The organism is Paenibacillus sonchi, from assembly GCF_016772475.1.
In the GTDB taxonomy this organism is placed as follows: Bacteria; Bacillota; Bacilli; order Paenibacillales; family Paenibacillaceae; genus Paenibacillus_AQ; species Paenibacillus_AQ sonchi.
This window is the reverse complement of record NZ_CP068595.1, coordinates 6,622,420-6,647,331: the sequence shown is the minus strand read 5'-3', so window position 1 is coordinate 6,647,331 and position 24,912 is coordinate 6,622,420. Positions and strand designations below refer to the sequence as shown.

At 53.1% G+C, this 24,912-nt stretch carries 18 protein-coding genes and 1 pseudogene; 17 read left to right on the top strand and 2 right to left on the bottom strand.

Going from position 1 to position 24,912, the window contains the following annotated elements; all coding sequences use genetic code 11:
• Positions 1–254: 254 nt before the first annotated feature.
• Together JI735_RS29825 and JI735_RS29820 are read right to left on the bottom strand one after the other, a co-directional pair.
• Positions 255–581, bottom strand: coding sequence for an ArsR/SmtB family transcription factor (locus tag JI735_RS29825; protein ID WP_039837860.1), 327 nt, complete (start codon positions 579–581; stop codon positions 255–257).
• A 3-nt stretch (positions 582–584) separates the two neighbouring features.
• Positions 585–1,009: pseudogene (locus JI735_RS29820) on the bottom strand (SRPBCC family protein).
• A gap of 372 nt (positions 1,010–1,381) precedes the next feature.
• Between JI735_RS29820 and JI735_RS29815 the strand changes: the two are divergent.
• The 17 genes from JI735_RS29815 (at position 1,382) to parE (ending at position 24,621) form a co-directional block, all read left to right on the top strand.
• Positions 1,382–2,395, top strand: coding sequence for a dynamin family protein (locus JI735_RS29815; RefSeq protein ID WP_202676715.1), 1,014 nt, complete (start codon positions 1,382–1,384; stop codon positions 2,393–2,395).
• Positions 2,396–2,409: 14 nt separating this feature from the next.
• Complete coding sequence (locus JI735_RS29810; RefSeq protein ID WP_202676714.1) at positions 2,410–5,061, top strand: dynamin family protein; 2,652 nt, start codon at positions 2,410–2,412, stop codon at positions 5,059–5,061.
• 146 nt (positions 5,062–5,207) lie between these two features.
• Positions 5,208–6,398, top strand: a complete 1,191-nt coding sequence (gene purT / locus JI735_RS29805; protein ID WP_202677709.1) for a formate-dependent phosphoribosylglycinamide formyltransferase — start codon at positions 5,208–5,210, stop codon at positions 6,396–6,398.
• A complete protein-coding gene (locus tag JI735_RS29800) occupies positions 6,388–6,852 on the top strand; it encodes a GNAT family N-acetyltransferase (protein ID WP_020431261.1) in 465 nt (154 codons plus the stop codon). Before purT ends, JI735_RS29800 begins: the two co-directional genes overlap by 11 nt.
• A gap of 121 nt (positions 6,853–6,973) precedes the next feature.
• Positions 6,974–7,153 carry a hypothetical protein gene (locus JI735_RS29795; protein ID WP_039836204.1) on the top strand — a complete coding sequence of 60 codons (180 nt, stop codon included), beginning with the start codon at positions 6,974–6,976 and terminating at the stop codon, positions 7,151–7,153.
• Positions 7,154–7,482: 329 nt separating this feature from the next.
• Positions 7,483–9,132, top strand: coding sequence for a response regulator (locus tag JI735_RS29790; protein WP_039836205.1), 1,650 nt, complete (start codon positions 7,483–7,485; stop codon positions 9,130–9,132).
• 3 nt (positions 9,133–9,135) lie between these two features.
• Positions 9,136–10,962 carry a sensor histidine kinase gene (locus JI735_RS29785; RefSeq protein WP_083886773.1) on the top strand — a complete coding sequence of 609 codons (1,827 nt, stop codon included), beginning with the start codon at positions 9,136–9,138 and terminating at the stop codon, positions 10,960–10,962.
• On the top strand, positions 10,959–11,978 hold the full coding sequence (locus JI735_RS29780) for a substrate-binding domain-containing protein (RefSeq protein WP_039836206.1): 1,020 nt from the start codon (positions 10,959–10,961) through the stop codon (positions 11,976–11,978). The genes JI735_RS29785 and JI735_RS29780 overlap by 4 nt, the downstream gene beginning before the upstream one ends.
• 269 nt (positions 11,979–12,247) lie before the next feature.
• Positions 12,248–13,327 carry a galactose ABC transporter substrate-binding protein gene (locus JI735_RS29775; RefSeq protein ID WP_085979294.1) on the top strand — a complete coding sequence of 360 codons (1,080 nt, stop codon included), beginning with the start codon at positions 12,248–12,250 and terminating at the stop codon, positions 13,325–13,327.
• Between the two features lie 124 nt (positions 13,328–13,451).
• A complete protein-coding gene (locus tag JI735_RS29770; protein ID WP_039836211.1) occupies positions 13,452–14,963 on the top strand; it encodes a sugar ABC transporter ATP-binding protein in 1,512 nt (503 codons plus the stop codon).
• Between the two features lie 14 nt (positions 14,964–14,977).
• Complete coding sequence (mglC, locus tag JI735_RS29765; RefSeq protein ID WP_025708391.1) at positions 14,978–15,985, top strand: galactose/methyl galactoside ABC transporter permease MglC; 1,008 nt, start codon at positions 14,978–14,980, stop codon at positions 15,983–15,985.
• A 527-nt stretch (positions 15,986–16,512) separates the two neighbouring features.
• Complete coding sequence (locus JI735_RS29760; RefSeq protein WP_039836212.1) at positions 16,513–18,474, top strand: WG repeat-containing protein; 1,962 nt, start codon at positions 16,513–16,515, stop codon at positions 18,472–18,474.
• 163 nt (positions 18,475–18,637) lie between these two features.
• Positions 18,638–19,438, top strand: coding sequence for a CAP domain-containing protein (locus JI735_RS29755; protein ID WP_202676713.1), 801 nt, complete (start codon positions 18,638–18,640; stop codon positions 19,436–19,438).
• A 193-nt stretch (positions 19,439–19,631) separates the two neighbouring features.
• Positions 19,632–20,555 (top strand): GDSL-type esterase/lipase family protein, encoded by a 924-nt coding sequence (locus JI735_RS29750; RefSeq protein WP_039836218.1) that lies wholly within the window; start codon positions 19,632–19,634, stop codon positions 20,553–20,555.
• Between the two features lie 55 nt (positions 20,556–20,610).
• Complete coding sequence (locus JI735_RS29745) at positions 20,611–21,591, top strand: ABC transporter ATP-binding protein (RefSeq protein ID WP_039836221.1); 981 nt, start codon at positions 20,611–20,613, stop codon at positions 21,589–21,591.
• On the top strand, positions 21,584–22,573 hold the full coding sequence (locus tag JI735_RS29740) for an ABC transporter permease (RefSeq protein WP_020429130.1): 990 nt from the start codon (positions 21,584–21,586) through the stop codon (positions 22,571–22,573). The genes JI735_RS29745 and JI735_RS29740 overlap by 8 nt, the downstream gene beginning before the upstream one ends.
• 65 nt (positions 22,574–22,638) lie before the next feature.
• The gene (parE, locus tag JI735_RS29735) at positions 22,639–24,621 is read left to right on the top strand and encodes a DNA topoisomerase IV subunit B (protein WP_039836222.1); all 1,983 of its coding nucleotides are present in this window, start codon (positions 22,639–22,641) and stop codon (positions 24,619–24,621) included.
• Positions 24,622–24,912: the final 291 nt, after the last annotated feature.

The window sequence follows — 24,912 nt, the reverse complement described above, 5'->3', positions numbered from 1 at the left end:
TCGATCGCGAAGGAATAGGGCGATCCGTCTTTACCGTCTTCTTCGCAGGCGCTAGTTGGAAAAAGGGAACTTATTTTTCCGGAAATTAAGAAATTCTGAGAGTGAAGTGGAAAAAGTATATCTAATTGGGCCACATTTCTGCTCCAATGGCAAAATGGGCTGAATTAGTGTCCCTTTTCCACTTCATCTGCCCGAGGGTAGGGTACTTCGGCAAATTAGTTAACCTTTTTCCACTTAAAAAGTTGCCGTAGGATTCATGGGGAATCGTTCTCCACAAATTCCTTCAGCAGTGACAATCTGTCGTCCCAATATGTTTCAAAAAATGCAAGCCAGTCTTTTAGCTCAATAAGCCGCTCTGGTTGAAGCCTGTACCTTGTCTCCCTGCCTACCCGCCGTGAGCTGACAAGACCTGCATCAGACAAGATATGCAGATGTTTGTTAATAGCGGTCCGCGAAAGCGGGAAGTTCTCCGAGATGGCCACAATGGGCATATCGTTGCGGGCGAGCAGCTGTAATACAGTGCGGCGGGTAGGATCGGCAATCGCCTGAAACACATCATGCTTGAGGGCTGGGGCAGACACTGCTTAAGCCTCTATATAGCTGACAAGACTTTGATTGACGATTTTTTCCCAGCCCCCGTTCATGATGCCGCGGATAACCGAATGGGGTTGTCCAAATTCAGTGACCTTTGCTTCATCCCAGCCGGAATGAATCAGAGTGAATTCTGTCTGTTGGTTCTCCAGCTCTTTCAACTTAAAAGCGAGATGCCAGTCTTTCCCCAATCGAAGCCTAGCCGGTAAGGCGGCTCAAGTTCGGTGACTTTGCAAGGCGAATCGCCGAATTGTCCGGACCGGAGAATAAACTCCTGGCCTAAGACGGGCTCAAAGGTATTGTCCATCCACCAGGCGGCAAGGCCCCCGGAAGTGGCAACAGCCTTCCATACTTTATCAATAGGAGCGTTAAGGACTATAGTTTTGCGGATTTCGGGCAATGTTTCTTCAGTGTGCATGATGTACCTCCTGTTTTTTATAACACCTTTTGGTTTCATGTTTATAGTAACACCATAAGGTGTTATATTGCAATTGGTATTACATATCCATCACATTTATTGCTTATCGTTCCGCGCAAAGACCCAAATTATAAATAGGCTCGAACTATTGCTCTGCTAAACGTTAGTTCATACTCTCCCTATGTCTGAAGAAATAAGGGAGGTAATCCGCAGTTTTGTAAAGCGTATCAACCGGACCGGCGTGATTCGTAGAGGATTATAGGGGATTTTGTAAATTGTTCTGATTTGAAATGTGGCAGACTGGTGATAAAATGTAATTATTCTATTCTTGATAACCGTACGATACTGGAGGCAGCGAAGGTGGGAGTTAATGTGGGAACGGGTCGGGCTGAAATGCCGAATGAGATCTTGAAAGAGCAGTCTTACCTTGGGCTTAGAAAGCTATTGGAACAGTGGGAAGACCCTGCTGCAGTGCAAATTATCACAGATTTGGAGACAAAAGCAGCTGCCGGTGAGTTGACGTTTGCTTTTTGCGGCCATTTCTCGGCAGGAAAGTCGAGTATGATTAATCAGCTGTGCGGCAAACAGGTCCTGCCGTCAGGTCCGGTGCCAACCAGTGCCAATATCGTATCCATCCGTAGCGGGTCCCCCCGCGTTCTACTATATCCGCATGCCCTTGAGACTGGAGTCCAACCGTCACCATGGGAGACAACGCCGGAGCAGCTCCAGGATTTTTGCCGCAAGGGCGGGGAATATGCAGCGATTTCCGTGTGGGAGGATGTCCCGCTGCTGGGGAGCCACGGGGTTCTGATGGACACTCCCGGCGTGGATTCCACTGATAACGGACATCAGGCAGCAACGCATTCGGCGCTCCATCTGGCTGATGTCGTTTTTTATGTCATGGATTACAATCATGTGCAGTCCGAGAATAATCTCGCCTTTGCGAAAGCTCTCAGTGAATGGGGCAAACCGCTGTATCTCATCATCAATCAGATTGACAAACACCGTGAACAGGAGATCACCATCGAGTTGTACCGCCGGCAACTGGAAAGCGCTTTCGGCCAATGGGGGATTCACCCGGCAGGTATTCTTTTTACTTCCCTTAAGGTCCAGGAGCATCCGCTGAATCAATGGGAGCATCTGCTGAGCCTGATTGACAGCCTTCTGAAGCAGCGGGAAGAGCTGCTGCAATACAGCCTGTCCCGCTCTCTCTATCACACCGCTGACGCAGCTCTGGGAGCGTACAGGGAAGAAGAGCAGCGGGAGGAAAGAGAACGCCTGCTGGAGGAAGCAGGAGGGGAGGGTCCGGATTCCGTAGAGCAGGAGCTTCAGAAATGCGCGGAGGAACGGGTAAGACTTGACGGGCTGGGGAGGAGGCGCGCCTGAATCTGCGCACCGGTGTGGATGCGCTGCTGGGGAACAGCAGCCTGATGCCGGCAGAGGTCCGGGAAGCGGCTGGAGCCTACGCCGAAAGTGTCAGTCCCGGCTTCCGCAAGGGGCTGCTCTTCACGGCTGCGAAGCGGGAGAAGGAGCAGCAGAAGCGGCTGGCCGCGTGGCATACGCTGCAGACCCGGGAGATTGCCGCCCAGCTGGAGTGGCATCTGCTTCAGCTCGTGCGGCAATGGGGAGAAGGACTCGGCGTCTGGGATGAGGCGGCAGAGACGCAGCTTAAGCAGGCGTTCCCGGCGGTCAGCCCCGAGGGACTGGCGGCTGCCGTCAAGCCGGGAACCGGCTTCAGCGGGGAGGCGCTGCTTAATTTCTGCCGCACGCTTGCGGCTGATATTGAGACGCAGTTCCGCCGTGCCGCGCTGGGTGCAGGCGATGAGCTGCTGGCGAAGCTTCCGCCGCTTCTTGACGGGCAGCGCGCGGAGCTGGCGCGCCGCGAGGCCGCCTTGCAGCGGCAGGCGCGCGCCTTGGCCGCGCTGGCTGCCCTTGACCGCGCGGCGGACGCCCGCGCGGCAGAGCTCGCGGCGCAGCTGCCGCCGCGCCGCACCCTCACCCCCGGCACCCTGCCGGAGGTGAGGGTCACCCCGCAGGCCGGCGCGCTCCGCGCCGCGCCGGTCAAGCCCCAGCCGCTGCGCCAGGCTGCGGCTGGAAGCCCCGCCGCCGGCCTGGCGGCGGGCACGGCTTCGCCGGCGGGCGGGCGCCGCCGGCTCGGGGAGGCCGCAGCGGTGCTGGACGCTGCGGCGGAGCTGCTGCGCCGCGAGCCGGCCATGGCCTCGGCTGCGCGCAGCCTGGCGGCGCGGGCGGCGGATCTCGCCGGCGGCCGCTTCACCCTGGCGCTGTTCGGAGCGTTCAGCGCCGGAAAGTCCTCCTTCGCCAATGCCCTGCTGGGCGAAGAAGTGCTGCCTGTGTCGCCGCATCCCGCCACAGCGGCGGTCAACCGCATATTGGCGCCGGAAGGGGACTTCCGTCACGCCAGCGCGGTTGTCACCATGAAGAGCAGAGAGGATTTCTGGGAGGATATCCTCCATTCCTTCAGCGTGCTGCAGCTGGCCGCTCCGCAGCCGGAGACCTGGACCGCTGCGGCCGCGGAGCTGCAGGTTGGCGGACTCCACCCTTCGGCACTCCCGCATGCCGGTTTTCTGCGGGCGGCAGCCGCAGGCTGGCAGGAAGCCGAAGCGCTGCTTGGCACGGTGCGTACCGTCGATCTGCAGGAATACCGGACCCTGGTCGCCGAAGAGACACGGGCTTGCTTCATTCAGGGGATTGACCTTTACTATGACTGTCCGCTGACAGCCAGCGGGATTGTACTGGTGGATACCCCCGGCGCGGATTCTCTTCATGCACGTCATACCGGAGTGACCTTTGGTTACATGAAAAATGCGGATGCGATATGTTTTGTAACCTATTACAATCATGCCTTCTCCAAGGCGGACCGGGGCCTGCTGGCCCAATTGGGACGGATCAAAGACAGCTTCGCGCTGGATAAAATGTTTTTTATCATCAATGCCTCCGATCTGGCCTCGGATGAAGAGGAGCTGCAGGAGGTTCAGCAGCATGTTGCGCAGAATCTGCGGGCCGGCGGCCTGATGAAGCCGCAAATGTATTCCCTCTCCAGCCTGCTTGCACTGGAAGGCAAAACGGCTGGCAGCCGGGAGCTGTACGAGGCTTCCCGGTTCAGCAGCTTTGAGCAGGCGCTGGCGGATTTTGCCGGAGGAGAGCTGCCGCGGCTGTCTCTGGCCGCAGCCAAAGACAGCCTCAGCACAGTCCGCCGCCGGACAGAGGAGTGGCAGGAGAAGGCCCGCCAGGCGGCCGGGCAGCGTGAAGCGCAAATGCGGGAGCTGGAGGACCAGCGCCGCATAGCTGAGCAGCGGCTGCGTCTGCTGGCCGGAGAGGAGCGGCCGGGCCGGGATTTGCGCCGGGAAGGCGAAGAATTGCTGTATCATGTCCGCCAGCGGATTTCCTTTGCTTTCGGCCGTTTCTTCCAGGAGTCTTTCCATCCTTCGCTGCTCCGTGAGGATGGCGGGAATCTGAAAGAGATCTTCACAGCCTGCGGAAGAGAGCTGGAACGGACGGTCCAGCGTGAGCTGGAGCAGGAGCTGTGGGCAACCACACTGCGGCTGGAGGCGGCCGGACGGCGGCTTGCGCACGCGGCAGCGGCCGCTGCGGCAGAAGAACTGTCCATACCCGCAGAGGACCTGCAGTTCCTGCAGAATGACAAGGACCCCTGGCCTTCTCCGGCCAAGCTGGAATGCAGGCTGAACCCGCTGGACTGGCCGGCGCTCTGGAGCCGGTTCAAATCGCCGCGCCACTTCTTCGAAGGGGCAGGGCGGAATGAGGTCAGGGCAGCGGCAGAGCCCTGGATGAAGGAATCTGTAGCAGGAGCAGCCGAAGAGCTGGAATCCTTCCTTCTCGATTTCTATGCAGGCAGCGTGGAAGCCGCATTGTCACGTGCAGGGGATGCACTGCGCGAGAGCCTGACTGAACGGGAAGCGGCGATCACAGAACTCCTGAAAGGGGGTGATTCAGCAGAGCACTGGCACAGACTCAGCGGAGAATTGCTGCGCCTGGAAGAAGCTTTCGACAATATCGTGGACAATGATCTGTGAAGGTTGTAGGAAAATGTCGGAGAACACTTGCATTCTGACGGATGATGGAAGAAAATAAAGGAGCCTGAAAATTTACAATTAGAACTGCTTTTTTTACAGAAAAAAGAACAAAGCAGTCAAATTGCTGAAAGAGGTTGGAATCGACAATGTGGGGAGCTCCTTTTTCATCCCAGAGCCGTAAGCTGCTGCTCTTGGGCAGCGGGGAATTGGGCAAGGAAGTCATTATCGAAGCTCAGCGCCTTGGCGTAGAGACCGTAGCTGTTGACCGTTACGAAGCTGCACCGGCGATGGGGGTGGCCCATCGTTCGCATGTGATTGATATGCTCGATGCGGAAGCGCTGAAGAAGCTTATTCGTGCCGAGAAGCCGGATCTGATCGTGCCGGAGATTGAGGCCATCGCCACACATGCGCTGCAGGAGCTGGAGGAAGAAGGATTCCTGGTGGTTCCCACCGCCCGTGCGGCCCGGCTGACCATGGACCGGGAAGGCATCCGCCGGCTGGCTGCCGAGGAACTCGGCTTGCCGACGGCCGGCTACCGCTTTGCGGACAGTCTGGATGAGCTGCGTCAGGCCGTAGAGATCTTGGGCACCCCTTGCGTGATTAAGCCGATCATGAGCTCTTCCGGCAAAGGGCAGAGCATCTGCAGGAAGCTGGAGGATGCGGAGAGCTGCTGGAACACAGCGCTTGAAGGTGCACGCGCCAAAGGAACAAGGGTGATCGTAGAAGCTTTTGTCACCTTCGAGAGTGAAATCACACTCTTGACCGTCCGTTCGGTCAGCGGAACGGTATTCTGTCCTCCCATCGGCCATATCCAGAAGGACGGCGATTATGTGGAATCCTGGCAGCCCCATCACATGAGCGCAGCCCAGCTGGCTGAGGCTGAAGACATAGCCAGGGCAGTAACGGACCAGCTTGGCGGATTTGGGATTTTTGGAGTGGAACTGTTTCTTACGGATCATGGGGTGTTGTTCAGCGAAGTTTCGCCGAGACCGCATGATACCGGCATGGTTACCATGATTACACAGGATTTATCGGAATTTGCTCTGCATGTCAGAGCCATTCTTGGGTTTCCGCTCGACCCGGTGCATTTGCTGTCACCGGGCGCATCAGCAACATTGAAGGCAGAAACAGCCGGACAAGCTTTTCGGGTGACCGGTATTGGCGAAGCGCTGGCGCTTCCCCGTACGCAGGTCAGAGTGTTCGGCAAACCGGAGATCCGTCCCGGGCGGCGGATGGCCGTAGCATTAAGTGCAGCGGAAGATGTGGAGATCGCGCGGACAGCAGCCAAGCAGGCGGCGTCTATGCTAAAAGTGGAGGTTATTGAGGATGAACAGTAGTACTCAGGAGCAGGTACTGCAAATTCGCAAATGCGGCTTAAATGATCTGGAGAGAGTCACAGCCCTTTTGCGGGAATTCGGCTATCCGACAACGCTTAGCGTGATGAAAGAAAGAATGGAAGACATGGAGACAGATCCGTTCCATTGTACACTGGTTGCAGAATTGGATAATGAAGTTGTGGGAATGGTTGGACTACGCAAGGTAAGATCGTATTACAAACAAGCAGATTGTATTACGGAAATTACCGCACTGATTGTAGCAGAGGAGCTCAGAGGCAACGGCCTTGGTAAAAGACTCGTAGCCGCAGCAGAGGAATGGGCCCGCCAGAAGGGCTGCTGCGAACTTTTCCTGAGAAGCGGCAACCGCGTGGAGCGTGCGCCGGCACATGCTTTTTACCGCCATATCGGGTTCGAAAAAACCGCCGGTTACCGTTTCAACAAATCATTGCTATAGGCCTATATGCACCAATCATCCCCATCCCGGGTCAAGCGGGATGGTTTTTTTAATTTAAGCAGTATTATATGCTCCACGCAATAAAGGAAATAGTACACCTCACAGCTGATTCTTCTAGTGTATGATTTTAAATTTAGCCGGAGCTGTAATCTATGCTGCATATTCAATGAATGCTTATACTTCCATCCTCTGGGTGCCGCCTGGCGGCATGGATCAATTGCACTTTCTGCAATTGTTCGTCTCTAAATCCGCCGAAAAATTCAATCTGCTGTATTCTGTGCAGCAGATTATGCGGGAATAGCGGTTTGGACCGGAAATTCCAGAAATCAATTGTACGAATTACAGCAGAATGGGATTTGAGGGCACTTTTATTGAAATTCTGCTGCACAAAGTGCAATTAGGCTGAGAATTCCTTACTGCTGCTTCGTCAAAAACGCAGCCTGCGCAAGGGTACTAACGATTCCTTCCCCGCAAAAACACTGCAACACCGCCCTTAGTATGCGGACCTGCCTGTAATTTTATGTATTTCCTTATCCCTGCCACTTCCTCAACTTACCCATAGATTGAGCCGTTCGAATCAGCTAGAATGGTTGTAGTATGACCTAAACCTGATTCAAAGAGGGATGAAGGATGTATAAATTGATACTTGCCGAGGACGAAGAAGATGTAAGAGAAGGGATTATCGCGCAGATCGACTGGGAACATTACGGGTTTGAGGTTGTGGATCAGGCCGAGAACGGACGGGAAGCCGCGGACTCCATTGACCGGCTGCTGCCGGATGTGGTCGTTACCGATATTCAGATGCCATTTATGAACGGGCTGCAGCTGGCTGAGTGGATTCGCAGCCGTCATCCTAATACGAAGATCATTATACTGACCGGCTACGATGAATTCGAATATGCCCAAAAGGCCATCAAGCTGCAAATTGATGAATATATTTTGAAACCGTTTTCTGCACAGGAGCTGATCGACGTACTGCTTAAGGTAAGGTCGGCGATTGAGGCGGAGATTGCCGAGAAGGAGAATGTGTTCGTACTCAGTGAGCATTACCGCAAAAGCCTGCCAGTGCTCCGTGAACAGTTCCTTTCCTCCCTGGTTTCCCGCAGGCTCCGGCTGGAAGAAATTGCCGAGAAAAGCGCGGAATACGGAATCCATCTTAACGGAGAGCTGTTTCAGGCTTCCGTAATCAGTGTCGATTATATCCGTGAAGGCGGCGGAACGGGCGCTGTTGGCAGCAGACCGGTATCGCTCAGGGATACCGGAGACCGCAATCTGCAGCTCTTCGCTGTGCTGAATATTGCTGAAGAAATATGCCAGAAGCACAGCTTCGGCAAAGTATTTATCCACCGGGATAATGTGGTGCTGCTCTCGGTAAGCGAAGAGAAGGAAGAGGCATCCATTACCGGCAGGACGTATGCCATCCTCGAAGAAATCCGCCAGAATGTCCAGCGTTTTCTTAAACTGACGGTAACTGCGGGTTCCGGTACGGCATGCCATTCGCCGTCTCTTTTGTCCCAATCTTTCAATGATGCGCTGCAGGCGCTGGATTACCGGCTGATCCTTGGCAACAACCGGGTCATCTGGATTGAAGATGTGGAATCCCGGGTTGGACGCATGCTCGCCTATGACGAGCTGACCCAGCAGTCGCTGATCCGCACCATTAAGCTGGGCACCCTCCAGGAACTGAAGGAGGTCGTGGACGAGCTGTTTGGCGGATTGGATGCGGCACAGGTAAGCACACAGGAATACCAGATTTTCCTGCTGGAGATCATCACCACGATTCTGCGGGTGGCCAAGGAGTCGGGCAGTGAGCTGAACGATTATCCGGACTTAGGGTTTTCTTCACTGTCAGAGATTCATAAGTTCAACAATATGGGTGAAGCCAGAGAATGGATTATCGGGGTATGCAGCCGGCTGATGGATTCGATTGCTATGGAACGCCAGTCCAGCTACAAGCAGCTTATCGATCAGGCCAAGGACTATATCCGCAGCCATTATGAGGAATCCGATATTTCCATCGGCAGAGTCTGTCAGCATTTGCACATCAGTACAGGCTATTTCAGCAGCATTTTCAAAAAAGAAATGAAGATGACCTTTGTCAGCTACCTGCTGCAGATCCGTCTTGAGGCCGCCAAAGAGCTGTTGCGTTCGACAGAACTAAAGGCGTTTGAAATCGCCGAACGAATCGGCTTTGCCGACCCGAACTATTTCAGCTTCTGCTTCCGCAAGAAATATGGACAATCGCCAAAAGAGTACAAAAACAGCTCCCGGGGAGGATAAGCCATGAACAAGCCGAAGGCTTATTTTTTTCCGCACCGCCCGCAGCCGCGCAGAAAAGGCAAGCTCCGATTGCCCTCTAAGCTGCGGAGTATTCAGCTCATCATAACCTTAACCTTTACGGCGGTCACAGTGCTTGTTGCGGTGATCGTCAGTTTTATGCTGTACAACAAGTTTGCCGCAACGGCCGAAGCGAATGCCAATATGAACATGCAGCAGATCATTGAGCAGGTGAATTACAACCTGGAGCTTTATGTCAAAGGGATGGGGAACATTTTTGAAACGGCAGAGGAGCATATTACCTCCAGCCCTTCCATTGATTCACCCCTGCTTAGCGAACGGATGGATATGCTGATGAGCAGCCGTGAGGACCTGGTTTCAGTAGCGGTATTCACTCCCCAGGGAAAATATGTTGTCGGCACCCCCGGGCAGAGCATGCGGATCAACACCCAACTGCAGAGTCAGAGCTGGTTCACCTCGGCGGTCAAAAATCCTGAAATCTCCTATTCCGCTCCCCACATACAGAATTTATTCAAAGGACGCTACACCTGGGTGGTCTCGATCAGCAAAATGATTGAATACAAAGAGAACGGGCAAATCAGGAAAGGGATTCTGCTGATCGATTTCAACTTCCGTACCATTGATGAGCTCAGCAGACAGGTTAAGCTGGGGAATAGGGGCTACGCTTACATCCTTGACCCGTTAGGGAACATTGTCTATCATCCGCAGCAGCAGCTGATCTATGCCGGGCTGAAGTATGAGAATGTGGAGCCTGTGCTTGAGTATAAATTCCGCAGCTATCTGGACGAATCGACAGGAGAGAAACGTTTTATTACGGTGCGCACCCTGGATTTGACAGGATGGAAGATTGTGGGCGTGGCATATTACGATGAGATTGTGACCACCAAACGTGACCTGAACCATTTTTTGGCCTGGTTTCTGGGTGTCGTGATTGTAGGTGTGATCGTGTTATCCATCCTCCTCTCCTGGCTGATTGCCAGTCCCATCCGCAAGCTGGAGCGTACCGTCAAGCTGGTAGGGGAGGGGGATCTCAATACGCCGATCCATGTCAGCGGTGCCTACGAGGTGGAGCAGCTGTCGCGGCGTTTCAACATGATGCTGCAGCGGATCAGGCAGCTGATGGACCAGATTATCTACGAGCAGGAAACCAAGCGCAAGGGTGAGCTTGAAGTTCTTCAGTCACAGATCAACCCCCATTTTCTGTACAACACGCTGAATTCGGTCATCCGGCTGGCAGAACGCGGCAAAACGGATGAGGTGGTGACGATGATTCAATCGCTGTCGAAATTTTTCCGCATCAGTCTGAGCAAAGGGAAGAATATGATCACTATGCAGGAGGAGCTGGATCATATCCGGCATTATCTGGTCATTCAGAGCTTCCGCTTCAAAAATAAATTCCGTTATGAGATTCGGGCTGAGGACGAAGTGCTGGCCTGCCAGACGATTAAGCTGATTCTGCAGCCGATTGTGGAGAATGCCCTCTACCATGGCATCGAAATGCTCCCGGATGAGGGTCTGATTACTATTACCGCCGGGCTGCAGGAGGGTCTGATTGTCATCCGGGTCAGCGATAACGGGCTTGGCATGAGCAAGGAGACGCTGGGTACCCTGCTCAGCGGTGGCGGCAAGAGCAGCAGCGGTTCAGGTGTAGGCGTGCGGAATGTGAATGAACGGATTGGATTGGTCTACGGGCGGGAATACGGACTTGCTTTTGAGAGTGAGCTTGAAGAGGGAACGACAGTGACCATTTGCTTTCCTGCGGTCAAATCCGGAGAAGGGCCGGAAGAAGGAAGGGAGGAATCCGTACAATGAAAAGCTTGCGCTTAGGGCTTGTGCTGCTGCTGTGCGCGGTATTGGCGCTTGCGGTTACTTCCTGTCTGGGCACCTCTCCGGCATACATCAGCACAAATAAAACACACAAAGTCCATATGATTGTAAAAATGAACCGGGGCGATTACTGGAATACGGTGAAGCTGGGTGCAGAAGCGGCCGCCAGGGAGTTCAATGTGAAGCTGACGTTCAAGGCGCCGGATTCGGAAAGCGACATTGATGAGCAGATCACCATGGTGGAAGAGTCCATCAAGCAAAAGGCCGATGTAATCATCCTTGCAGCCAGCAGCTATATGGGGCTTGCACAGGTTGTGGATCAGGCGGAATACTACAGGATTCCGGTGATTTCAGTCGATGCGGAGGTGGGCTCGGCCAAGGTGAAAACCTATGTGGGCTCCAACGGCTATGAGGCGGGGCAAAAATCCGCGGAAAGACTGATTGATCTGTTGAACGGATATGGGGAGATCGGAATCATTAATTTCACCAACTCCACAAGCGGACAGACCAGTTCAACGGGGACGATTGATTACGGCGCACGGGATGCGGATGAACGGGAAAAAGGGTTTCTCAACTATGCTGCCCGTTTTCCCAATGTTGAAGTGGTGCAGATTTCTTATACTTCCTCCAACACTGCCGATGCGGAACAGCTGACCCGGGACATGCTTCGCAACCATCCCCGTCTTCGCGGGATCGCCACATTGAATGAAACAGCTTCCCAGGGTGCAGGCAAAGTAATTCAGGAATTGGGCCCCGGTCCGCTGAAGATGGTGGCTTTTGACAGTTCGCCTTCCATGCTGGAGATGCTGCAGGACGGTACGGTTCAGGCCACAGTGATCCAGAATCCCTTCAATAACGGATATTTAGCGGTCAAATACGCGGTAGAGGCCACAGAAGGCATGGATGTGCCGGAGCGCGTAGATACCGGAACGAAGCTGATTGACCTGGACAATATGCTGTGGCCGGAGAATCAAAAGCTGCTGTTTCCGTTTGTAAGGTAGCAGAGCTTCAAATATCAGACCGGAGCAAGAGGCCCGTATTTCCACTGCAATTGGAGAGCGGGCCTGTTTGCGTGCACATTATTTTTTCTAAAGGCTGCGGTTATGCCAAAATCGGGAAGCTTTTTTGGTGCTTTCAGCATATGAGAATTTTCATACAACAGATGAGGATTTTATATTCGCAATCGTTTTCACGTCGGGCATAATAAAGACGTACCCGGTACATAAACGGATACAACTAAAAAGAAATATGATCAGGAGGTCAAATAATTATGAAAAAAATCACTTCCGTTTTACTCGCCAGTGCTTTGCTGGGTGCGGCTCTGGCAGGCTGCGGCGGCAACAATAATGCCGATACAGGAAATAAAGGCAATGCTGCCAAAGCCACCAACAGTGCAAACTCCGGTGCTGCCGGGGGTGAAACTCCAAAGGTCGGCGTAGCCATCTACAAATTTGACGACACGTTCATGACCGGTGTCCGCAACGCGATTGACACGGCGGCTAAAGGCATTGCTACCGTGGATATCGTAGACAGCCAAAACTCTCAGCCTACGCAGAACGACAAGGTTGACCTCTTCATCACGAAAAAATACGACGGCATGCTGATCAACCCGGTTGACCGCACAGCAGCAGGCGTAATTATCGATAAAGCCAAAACCGCGGACATTCCGGTGGTGTTCCTGAACCGTGAACCGCTTCCGGAAGATATGAAGAAATGGGACAAAGTATACTATGTCGGCGCTAAAGCAGAAGAGTCCGGCACCATGTCCGGCCAGCTGATTGTGGATTACTGGAAGGCCCACCCTGAAGCGGACAAAAACAAAGACGGCGTGCTCCAATATGTAATGCTGAAAGGTGAACCGGGACATCAGGATGCAGAGCTGCGCACCACATACTCCATCCAGGCAATCGAAGATGCCGGCATCAAGGTGGAAAAGTTAGCTGAAGATACAGCATTGTGGGACCGTGTCAAAGGGCAGGAAAAAATGGCAGCCTTCCTCGGCTCCCATGGCGACAAGATTGAAGCCGTCCTTGCGAACAACGATGACATGGCCCTCGGTGCGATCGAAGCTCTGAAGGCTGCCGGATATTTTACTGGCGACAAGTACATGCCGGTTGTAGGGGTGGACGCCACAGCTCCGGCGGTTCAAGCGCTGCAGGATGGAACCATGCTCGGTACGGTGCTGAACGATGCCAACAACCAAGGTAAAGCGGCGATTACACTGGCTGCGCTGCTGGCCAAAGGCGAAGCTCCAACCAAGGAAAATGTGGGCTTTGACATCACTGACAACCAATATGTCTGGATTTCCTACAAAAAGATCACCAAAGATAATGTAGCTGACGCTAAATAAGCTCTAACTGAATCATACCGGGGAGCGGAACATCCGTTTCCCGGAATTCCTTACGGGTAGGGACCAGGATAGAACCGCTGTGCCTCTCATGGAAAAAGAAAAAAGCGTAGGGGGCGAAACAATAATGGCAAAAACTGAATTTTTGCTGGAAATGAACAATATCACCAAAGAATTTCCCGGCGTGAAGGCGCTGGACGGCGTAAGCCTCAAGGTTAGGCCGGGTTCAGTCCATGCACTTATGGGCGAAAACGGTGCAGGCAAGTCCACACTGATGAAATGTCTGTTTGGAATCTATTCACCGGATGCCGGTGAGATTTATCTGGAAGGTGAAAAGGCTAGTATTACGAATTCCAATGATGCTTTGGGCCACGGAATCTCCATGATACACCAGGAGCTGCATCCCGTTCCGTTCCGCAATGTGATGGAGAATATCTGGCTGGGGCGTTTTCCGACAAAAGGCTTCGGACCGCTTCAGTTCATTGACCACAAGAAAATGTTTACTGACACTGAAAACCTTTTCAAGGATCTGGACATTGATCTTCATCCCGAAACCCTGGTAGGCAAGCTGTCTGTATCCAAAATCCAATCGATCGAAATCGCCAAAGCTGTCTCTTTTCATTCACGGGTTATTGTCATGGATGAACCGACTTCATCGCTGACCAGCGTGGAGGTTGAGCATTTGTTCCGGATTATCCGGGATCTGCAAAAAAGAGGCGTAGCCATTATTTATATATCGCACAAAATGGAAGAAATTCTTGAAATCTCTGACGAAGTGACGATCATGCGTGACGGTAAAAAAATCGGCACCTGGCCTTCGGCGGAGCTGACCACAGATCTGATTATCTCCAGAATGGTCGGCCGTGACCTCACCAACCGGTTCCCGGAACGCCAGAACGTTCCAGGTGAAGTTTTTCTTAAAGTGGAAGGGCTTACATCGACTGAACCCCGCTCGTTCAAGGATGTGTCCTTTGAGCTCAGACGCGGTGAAATTCTCGGTGTTGGCGGTCTGGTCGGCGCACAGCGGACAGAGGTTATCGAAGCCCTGTTCGGTCTGCGGTCCATTAAATCCGGAAGCATCTCCATCGGGGGCAAAAAGGTCAGCATTCAATCGCCGCAGGATGCCAAAAGGCACGGGCTGGCCCTGCTCACCGAAGAGCGCCGTGTAACCGGTATTTTCCCGGTGTTGTCGGTTCATGAGAACGGGGCGATTGCCAATCTGGATCATTACAAAACTCCGTACTTCCTGCTTGACGGCAAGAAGAAGAAGGCAGAAGTCGATAAAATGATCGAAAAGCTGCGCACCAAGACACCAACCACCAAAACGCAGATTATGAATCTGTCAGGGGGCAATCAGCAAAAGGTGCTGCTGGCCAGATGGCTGCTCACCGAGCCGGAGGTTCTGCTGCTGGATGAACCCACCCGCGGAATAGATGTCGGCGCCAAATTCGAGATTTATTCGATCATCGCCGACCTGGCGAAGCAGGGCAAAAGCATTATCATGATCTCTTCTGAAATGCCGGAGCTGCTTGGAATGTCCGACCGCGTGATGGTCATGTCGGAAGGCAGGCTTACTGGAATATTAGAAGGCGACCAGGCTACGGAAACCGAAGTTATGCGTCTCGCTGCACAGCATTAAGGGGGAAACTACTAATGAACGTAAAAAAAGCTCAATCCTTTGTCACTCAGAATGCGATTTATATCGTATTGGTCCTGCTAATTCTAGGAATTATCATTTATGAGCCAAGCTTTATGTCCATCAACACCCTGCGCGACGTGCTGATTCAGTCGTCAACCCGCGTCATCATCGCCCTTGGTGTGGCTTTTATTCTGATCACGGCCGGTACGGACTTGTCAGCGGGGCGTGTCGTAGGCTTCACAGCGGTGATCTCGGCTTCCATGCTGCAAATCCCGGATTATTCCCGCCGATTCTTCCCGGATATGCCGCAGGTGCAGGTATGGCTGCCCATTCTTATCGCCATCGTTGCCGGTCTTCTCTGCGGTCTGATCAATGGTATCATTGTTTCCAAGCTTAATGTTCCGCCATTTATCGCCACACTGGGCACGATGCTGATCGTATACGGTCTGAACTCCCTGTACTTTGATATGGACCCGAACCAATCGCAGCCGATTGGCGGCCTGCGTCCTGACTTCACCAAAATCGGCTCCGGTTTTATTGGCAGTGGCCAATATTCTATCCCGTACATCGTCATCATCGCCCTAGTAGTCGCCGCCATTGTCTGGGTGCTGTTCAACAAAACCAAGCTGGGCAAAAACATGTACGCCATCGGCGGCAATATGCAGGCTGCCAAGGTGTCCGGGATCAATGTATCCAAGAACCTGATCTACATCTATGCTATCGCCGGCGCCCTTTATGGTCTGGCTGGTGTGCTTGAGGCGGCCAGAACAGGCGGCGCTACGAACAACTATGGCAACATGTACGAGCTGGACGCCATCGCAGCCTGCGTAGTCGGGGGCGTATCCACTACAGGCGGTATCGGTACGGTACCAGGTGTTCTCGTCGGTGTTATTATTTTCACCCTGATCAACTACGGCCTGACCTTTATTGGCATCAGCCCGTATTACCAATTGATTATCAAGGGTCTGATCATCATTGCTGCGGTATCGTTTGATATGCGGAAATATTCGTCGAAGAAGTAAGCGAAGTGATGAGGGAAAGAGTCGAGGGAGAGTGTTGAGGGAAAAGTGCTTGAGGTGATAAGGGCGTGGCTGCGGGTAGTGTTTGGGCTTCCGGCCGCTGTTGTCAGCAGATTTCTTGATTGAACCGCTATTCTCGGTTGAAATCCGCTGACAAAGGCAAACGCTATCGCTCCTACAGCTCCAAACCTCCCCTCCGCCACTTGCATCACCTAAGGTAGCTCCCTCCCCGCTTCGCGAGGGAGGGCAGTATAAAGAGCGTTTGCGTAGTATCCGCAAACGCTTTTTAGTTGTACATAATTTCCTCCATGATTGAGGTTAGAATTTGTTAAGACAAGATACTTGAAAATTAGTGATTGGAGAATGAGTATATGCGGTAGGAATAGTAGCTGGAAGGTCGGCACCCAAATATTGGCTGGAGCACTGAACGCCCCATCGGTCCGGTGAATAGAACGTGCCTGGCCACGCACATAAATCCGCCCTTGCCCATATCCTGTAGGCATAAGGCTATGGCAAAGGGGAGCGAATGAATGCTGAGGATCATATTAAATGAGCTGATCAAAGGCTGGGATAACGGCCTCGTGCAGACAGAGGTGTGGCGTTGGGACGGAATCGGCTGGAACGAGTGCATTCCCCAGCAGGAAGAGGATTTTATCCGGGCGGATGAAGAGATGTTCGTAACGATCCCTGCTGTGGCGGGCTTATACCGGGTGGATTATTCCCGGAAACCGCTCGAACCGCTGTTTGTTCTCCCGGAGGTGGAGGAGAGTGCGCTGAGGGCTGAACTGCTGCACCCGGCGCCTTTTAAGCTGAAAGAGGGCACACTCTGGGGTTATATCAACAATGAGGGCAAGACAGCCATTGAGCCACGGTACGATTATGCCGAGGAATTTCAGGCGAAAGGGCTGGCTGTTGTGCAGCGTAAGGACAAAAGCGGACTGATTGACAGCACCGGCAGGGAAAAAGTGAAACCGGTGTATTCCTTTATTGCCCCGTTTTCTGAAGGCAGGGCTGTGGTCTCGGATGCAAAAGGCTATACCCTGATTGATGAGAAGGGCATAGAGGTCACTCCGGCGCGGGCGGATTATTTGAATTCGCTGCATGAAGGGCGGGCACTATTCTCCAAACAGGGCAACACCGGCAAATCCCTTTACGGCTATTGGGATGCGCAGGGGAAAGAGGTGCTGCCAGCCGTTTATGAGGATGCCGGTGATTTCGCCGCCGGGTCTGCCCTGGTTAAGATCAAAGACGGCGAGTATGCCCTGATCGACCCGCAGGGGGCTGTATTGCATACGTACCATTATCCTTTTGTCGGCTACCCGGGTGACGGGCTGCTCGCCTTTCAGGCGGAGGAGAACGGCAAATACGGCTATCTTCGTACAGACGGCACAATAGCGGTACAACCGCAGTTTACGGCAGCGCTGCCTTTCTCCGGAGGAAGAGCGGTGGTCAATACAGCATCAGACTATGGCAATGCCTACGGTCTTATTGACACGCAGGGCAAACAGATCATCCCGGCCACCTATTATGAAGTGCTGCAGCTTGGCGAAGACCGGGTCGCACTTGGAACCCCGCTGGTTGCCTCCCAGCCTTACCGGGGATCGCGGTACGCTATTGCAGACGCAGTGACAGGGAGAATCCTCAGCAGCCATCCTCTGCTCGGCGTGAACAATTATCAGAACGGCCTGGCGTCCGTATACGATACCCAGAATACTTATTTTATCGATAAAAGCGGCAAAAAGGCTGCCCAGCCTCCGGTCATCCCCGGCTCCGGGACACTCTCCTTCAGCGGCAGTCTGATCCGGGCAGATGTAGACCTGCGGACGTCTTATTATGACCGGAAAGGCAAACAGGTATGGAGGCAAAACGGTGTGATACCGCTCCGGCCGCCCTATTCCGTGCTGGAGAAGAAATACAAGCCGAACAGAGACTATCTGGTGTACTATCCGGTGGTGGAAGGCATCGCCATTACGGATGTGTCCAGAGAAGTGAATGATAAGCTGCGGAGTCTTTCTCTGGCCGAAGGTGCGGGAACGGGAGGGGGAGCGCAAGACTTCAGTTATACAGGCGATTTCGCCGTATCCTTCTTCCGGAAGGTTTTGCTGGTGTTGGAGCTAAGCGGATACCGTTATCCGTTTGGAGCGGCCCATGGCATGCCTACGCGGATCTATACGCACATCAATCTGAAGAACGGCAGGTTTTACCGGCTCGGTGACTTGTTCAAGCCAGGCAGCAAATATGTGCAGAAGCTGAGTGATATCGTCGGCAAGCAGATTGCGAACGATCCGCAGTATGATTATGTATTTCCGGATACTTATAAAGGCATTTCCGCTGATCAGCCGTTTTATGTGGATGAAGAGGCGCTTTACCTGTATTTTGCCCCGTATGAAATCGCGCCGTATGCCGCCGGGTTTCCGACCTTCCGTATTCCATATGCGGAGATTATGGGCCTGATCTCAACCGAAGGTGAATTCTGGCAGTCCTTTCATTAAAAAAGCTCTATACGGTTTTGTTGTTCTATTAATCTCCAGAATTTAGAAGGGCACTGCTGATAGATTTGTGTTACAATGACTGAGGAACAAATTACAACTTTGTAATATTTGATTCAGCAGCTCTTGGCAGCCCACAATACAACACGAATAAGGAGATGGCAGAATGAAGAGCAAGACTTTAAGAGCGATGTTAGGGGGAAGTGTAGCAGCTGTTATGGCGCTTAGCATTTCTCTACCATTACAGGCAAATGCAGCATCCGAAATTCAGACCGTGACCCTGAAGACTGACAGCTTCGCAAAATTCATGGAATATCTGCAACAATATAGCGATAATGGATTTTCGTTTGACGGTTCCACGGTAACCATTACCAAGCCTCAGCCAGTTGTCACTACCAAACCGGCACCTGCCGTGCCAACAGCTCCAGCCAAACCGGCGGCAACACCAGCGCCAACAGCCAAGCCAGTGGCTACACCAGCGCCAACAGCCAAGCCAGTGGCTACACCGGCGCCAACAGCTCAACCTGCAGCGCCAGCAGCAACAGCTAAACCTGCTGCAACTCCTGCAGCTCCGGCAGTAGCGGATACTACAGGAACCGCTGCCTTTACCCGGCAGATTGTAACGCTGGTCAACAAGGAACGCGCCGCAGCCGGACTTTCGCCAGTCTCCGCTTTGGCCAGTCTGAACAAAGTTGCCGCAGCCAAAGCCACAGACATGCGCACAAATAATTATTTCTCCCATACCTCTCCTACGTACGGATCACCGTTTGACATGATGTCTGCATTTGGAGTTACTTACCAGTACGCCGGCGAGAACATCGCCATGGGGCAGCGGACGCCTCAGGAAGTTATGACCGCCTGGATGAACAGTGCAGGACACCGCGCCAACATTTTAAGTGCCAATTTCAATTATATCGGCGTCGGTTTTGATAACAATTACTGGGTTCAGGAATTCATCGGCAAGTAAAAATAGTAAGCTGCAGGCAGACCCTGGCTGCTTCAGCATATATAACCGTCCTCCGGCACAGCCGGGGGCGGTTTTTTTGCTATGAGAGTATTTGCAAATTGCACATAGAAGAATTATGTTTATCTACATAGTTAAGAAGTTTGTAAATTGTGGAACAATGCAGAATAGAACGGCATATACGGGGGGATAGCTTTTGAACGATTCCAAATGGACCTGGCGGGCAGTCAGCCTGATTTCCATCGCGGCTACAATTCTTTTGCTGGGCGGGTTTGTTTATGCAGTAAAGGATATCTTGTATCCCAGAGGGGAAGCCTTGCTGACCACTTTACCGCAGGAAACAGCAGTTCCAGCCGCTGCCGCTGACGGAGTGATCAAAATAGTGGCATTAGGGGACTCTCTGGCTAAAGGAACGGGCGATAACGAGGGAAGCGGCTTCGTAAAACGCACAATAGACGGCCTGACAGCAAAAGGAAACAAGGCGAATCTGGTCGGCAATCTGGGGATCAACGGCATGACCACAGCAGGACTGCAGAGCAGGCTCCAGCAGGAAGGCGTGAAATATGCGCTGCGCCAGTCCAACGTAATCCTGGTCTCCATCGGCGGGAATGATCTGTTCAGGGGCTCCGATCTTTTGGGGAGCAGCAGTAAAGGCCAGCAAATAGCGACACCGGAAACGGAAAGCACAGGCAGTGGAAGCGCAGGTGCCAGTGCAGGAACGGGATCAGGTCCCGGCGGGGAGATGATGACTGGAGGCGCTGAGGGTGCGGAGGACCTAACCCCCGAATCGCTGCTTGCCGCTCTTCCGGAAGCGGCTAAACGGCTGAATACGATACTGGAGCGCATTGCGGAGATTAATCCTGAGGCACAGATTTTTTATATGGGACTCTATAACCCCTTCGGAGATATTCCTGAGCTGCTTGTACCGGGCAATCAGGCGGTAACTGCCTGGAATAATGCGGCGATGGATATTATTAATAAGCACAGCAATATGACGCTTGTCCCAACCTTTGATTTGTTCAACCGCCATCTGGACAAGTATCTATCGAGCGACCATTTTCATCCGAATGGCGATGGATACCAGCGGATGAGTGAGCGGATCGTACAGGCAGTGCAGTAAGCCGCATGAACAGTGAACAGGACACAGAAATGGAGAACAGGGGGCTGTGAGAAAGATGACAAAAGATCAAAGCGGCGGCTCCGGAACCGTAGTGCTGTCAGTAGAGGGTGTCCGCAAAAAGATAGGCCGCAAATGGATTATTGACGATGTAACCTTTGATGTGCGGGAGGGCGAAGTTTTTGGGTTTCTCGGCCCGAATGGAGCCGGTAAAACGACCACGATCCGCATGCTTGTGGATCTGATCCGTCCCAGCGAGGGGGAAATTACCGTATGCGGCTATAATGTGAACCGGCAGCCCGAAAAAGCGCTGCAATATGTCGGCTCCATTGTGGAGAACCCGGAGGTATACACCTACCTGACCGGGTGGGAGAACCTGCAGCATTTTGCCCGGATGCAGCCGGGAGTGGACAAGGCCCGCATTAATGAGGTCGTGGATATTGTCCGGCTGGATCAGCGGATTCACGATAAGGTGAGCACGTATTCGCTCGGTATGCGCCAGCGTCTGGGGATTGCCCAAGCTCTTCTCGGACGGCCCCGGCTGCTGATTCTGGATGAACCGACGAACGGACTTGACCCCAAAGGAATCAAGGAACTGCGGGAATTCATCCGCCAGCTTGCCGCTGAAGGGCTTGCCGTATTTGTCTCCAGCCATCTGCTGAGCGAAATTCAGCTGCTGTGTGACCGGGTGGCAATCATCAGCAAAGGACGGGTGCTGGCTGTAGGCGGGGTTGAGGATCTGGTCGCCCGTAATTCTCCTTATGTACTCTGGGAGCTGGAACCGCTAAGCAGGGCAAAGAAGATCCTCGGCAGCCGCCCGGATATTTCACTGATGGAGCTGGATGAGGTGACGCTGGACGATTCCATTATTGCCGGAATGGGGGCGAATTCACTGGTTACGGTGATGGAGGAGGATTTGATCCCAGAAATTGTAGCCGTTCTGGTTACAGCTGAGGTGGAAGTAAGAGCCGTGCATAAAATCAATCCCACACTGGAACAGCTATTCTTGAAGCTAACGGAAGGTGAAACTATTGACTAGCCTGATACCGCTCATCCGCAATGAGTGCCTGAAGATAATAAAAAAGAAGCGTTTCTACATCATTTTGCTCATTCTGGTTGTTCTCGTGCCTATGTTCACCTATGCACAGATGCGGATTGCCGACCGCAACAAGGATAAATTCAATTCGGACTGGAGGCTGGAGATCCAGCAGCAGATTACGGATAATCAGAATTCGCTGGGCAGCGACCGGATTCCGGAGGAATGGAAGTCGTACCGGAAAATATTTGTTCAGCAGCTGCAATATTATCTGGATCATGATGTGAACCCCAATGAGCCCAGCGGGGTAACCTTCACCCGGGAGTTCCTGGACAATTCGGTATCCCTGTTCATTCCGCTTCTGATTATGGCTGTGGCTTCCGATCTGGTCTCTGGGGAGCGGACCACCGGTACCATCAAAATGCTATTGACCCGCCCGGTGAAACGCTGGAAAGTGCTGTTCAGCAAAATGGCAGCGCTGTTGATGTTTGTTTCGCTCATTGTGCTCGCAGCCTTTGTGATCAGCTACCTTATCTCGGGTCTTGCTTTTGGCTATAAGGGATTTAACGTGCCTGTCTTTACGGGTTTTCAGCTGAATGGAGATACCGTAGACATGTCTGCCGTGCATGCGGTGCCGCAGTGGAAATATCTGCTGATGCAAGGCGGCCTGATTTGGTTCGTGAGCGTAGTTGTAGCGCTCCTGGCTTTTATGGTGTCCGTGCTTGTCCGCAGCACAGCCGCAAGTATTGTCGTAATGATGGCGGCGCTGATTGCCGGCACCATTCTGACCAATATGGCTTCGGCGTGGACGACAGCCAAATATTTATTTATGGTCAACCTGGGTCTGACCGGGTATTTGGCCGGGTCCCCCGCCCCGATTGAGGGGATGACGCTGTCTTTTTCCATGGGTGTGCTGGCCGTTTGGGGAATTCTTTCGGTGATCATTTCATTCGCCGTCTTTACGAAACGGGATATTTTGAATTAGAATGTACAAAGTGAACCAAAACGTTTGTTTGCATTTCGCAGATAGAGAAAGAAGGAGGAGCATGAATGCTCGAACAGATCGATATGTTTGCAAAAGTCTCCAAGAACGGCGGCACAGCCGGAACTGGATACGATGCTGACGACATTCAGGTGCTCGAAGGTCTGGTTGCAGTACGCAAACGGCCCGGCATGTATATCGGCAGTACGAGTTCTTCGGGACTGCACCATCTGGTATGGGAAATCGTAGATAACGCCGTAGATGAGCATTTGGCTAAATTTTGCTCGAAGATTGATATTACACTCCGCAAGGATGGCTCGGTGACCGTGCTCGACAACGGACGCGGAATTCCAACAGGAATGCACAAGACCGGAGTGCCTACACCGCAGGTGGTGTTTACGATTCTGCACGCAGGCGGCAAATTCGGAGGCTCCGGCTATAAGAAATCCGGCGGTCTGCACGGCGTAGGGGCTTCGGTCACGAACGCCTTGTCCGAGTGGCTGGAAGTTGAAATATACCGGGACGGCAAAATCCACCGCCAGCGCTTTGAATATTGGGTTGACAAAAGCGGCAAGGAGCATGTCGGTGAGCCCGTAACGGGACTCGAAATTCTGGGGAATACGAATAAGACCGGATCGAAGATTACGTTCAAGCCGGATATCCGTGTCTTTCCAAACGGCATTGCCCTGAATTATGATACGCTGGCGGAACGGGTGCAGGAGATTGCATTTCTGAATTCCGGGCTGCGCATCATACTGACGGATGAGCGCAGCGGCCGCCAGGATGAATACTTTTATGAAGGCGGGGCCAGCCAGTTCGTGCAGTTCCTTAATGAGGGCAAGGACGTGCTGCATGATGTGATTCATTTCAGCTCCGAGAAGGATGATATTGAAGTTGAGGTTGCCCTGCAGTACAATGCCGGATATACCGAAACGCTGGCATCCTTCGTGAACTCAATTCCGACCCGCAGCGGCGGCACGCATGAGACGGGCTTCAAGACTGCCTATACCCGTGTGCTGAATGAATATGCCCGCCGGACCCAGCTGCTCAAGGAAAAGGACAAGAATCTGGAGGGCAATGATCTGCGCGAGGGCATGATGGCAGTCATCAGCGTCAAGATGGCCGAGGTGGAGTTCGTCGGACAGACCAAGGACCAGCTGGGCAGCGCCTCCGCGCGCAGTGCCGTGGATTATATCGTGTCCGAGAATATGGCCCGTTTTCTGGAAGAGAATCCGCAGGTGGCACAGAGCCTGCTGAAGAAGTCGATTCAGGCCTCGAAGGCGCGGGAAGCCGCGCGCAAGGCCCGCGATGAGATCCGCAGCGGCAAAAAGCGCAGCGAAAGCTCGAACCTTGGCGGCAAGCTGTCGCCTGCACAGTCCAAGGACGTGACACGCACAGAGCTGTTCATTGTCGAAGGCGATTCTGCCGGAGGCTCAGCCAAGCAGGGCCGGGATTCCAAGATTCAGGCCATCCTTCCTTTGAAGGGCAAGCCAATGAATTCGGAGAAGGCGAAGCTGCTGGATGTGCTCAAGAACGACGAATTCAAGGCGATTATTGCCACCATCGGTGCGGGGATCGGACCGGATTTTGCCGTAGAAGACAGCAATTATTCCAAGATCATCATCATGACCGATGCCGATACGGACGGGGCGCATATCCAGGTACTGCTGCTGACCTTTTTCTACCGTTATATGAAGCCGCTGATCGATGCCGGCAAAGTCTATATCGCCCAGCCGCCGCTCTATAAGCTGACGCGCAAATCAGGCAAGCTGGAGACGGTTCGCTACGCCTGGAGCGACGAGGAGCTGGCGAACTACCTGAAGGAATTCGGGAAAAATTTCGAGCTGCAGCGCTACAAGGGACTGGGTGAAATGAACCCGGAACAGCTGTGGGAGACCACGATGAATCCGGAATCGCGCAATCTGCTGCAGGTGCAGATCGAGGACGCCGCCAAGGCCGAACGCCGTGTATCTACGCTGATGGGCGACAAGGTGGACCCGCGTAAACGCTGGATTGTCGAGAATGTCGACTTTACGGAGATTGAGGAGTAGTCCGCGTAGGCAAAATTTGACTGTCCCCGTGATTCGCTCGTACCGCTGGTCAAGCGGAATTATTTCTTAGAATCGCTGCGGCTATAGCGCGGCATAGGTTATGAATAGCGGAAAGTGACGATAATCCCGAGGTTGGAATAGCTTGGTGATGAAAGGAGCGAAGGGGAAGTTTGGAACTGTAGGAGCGGAAGCGTCCGCCTTTGTCTCCGGATTTCAACCGCGAACGCGGTATAAATTGAAGAAATCTGGAGACAACAGCGGCCGAAAGTCCAAACATTCCCCGCAGCGACG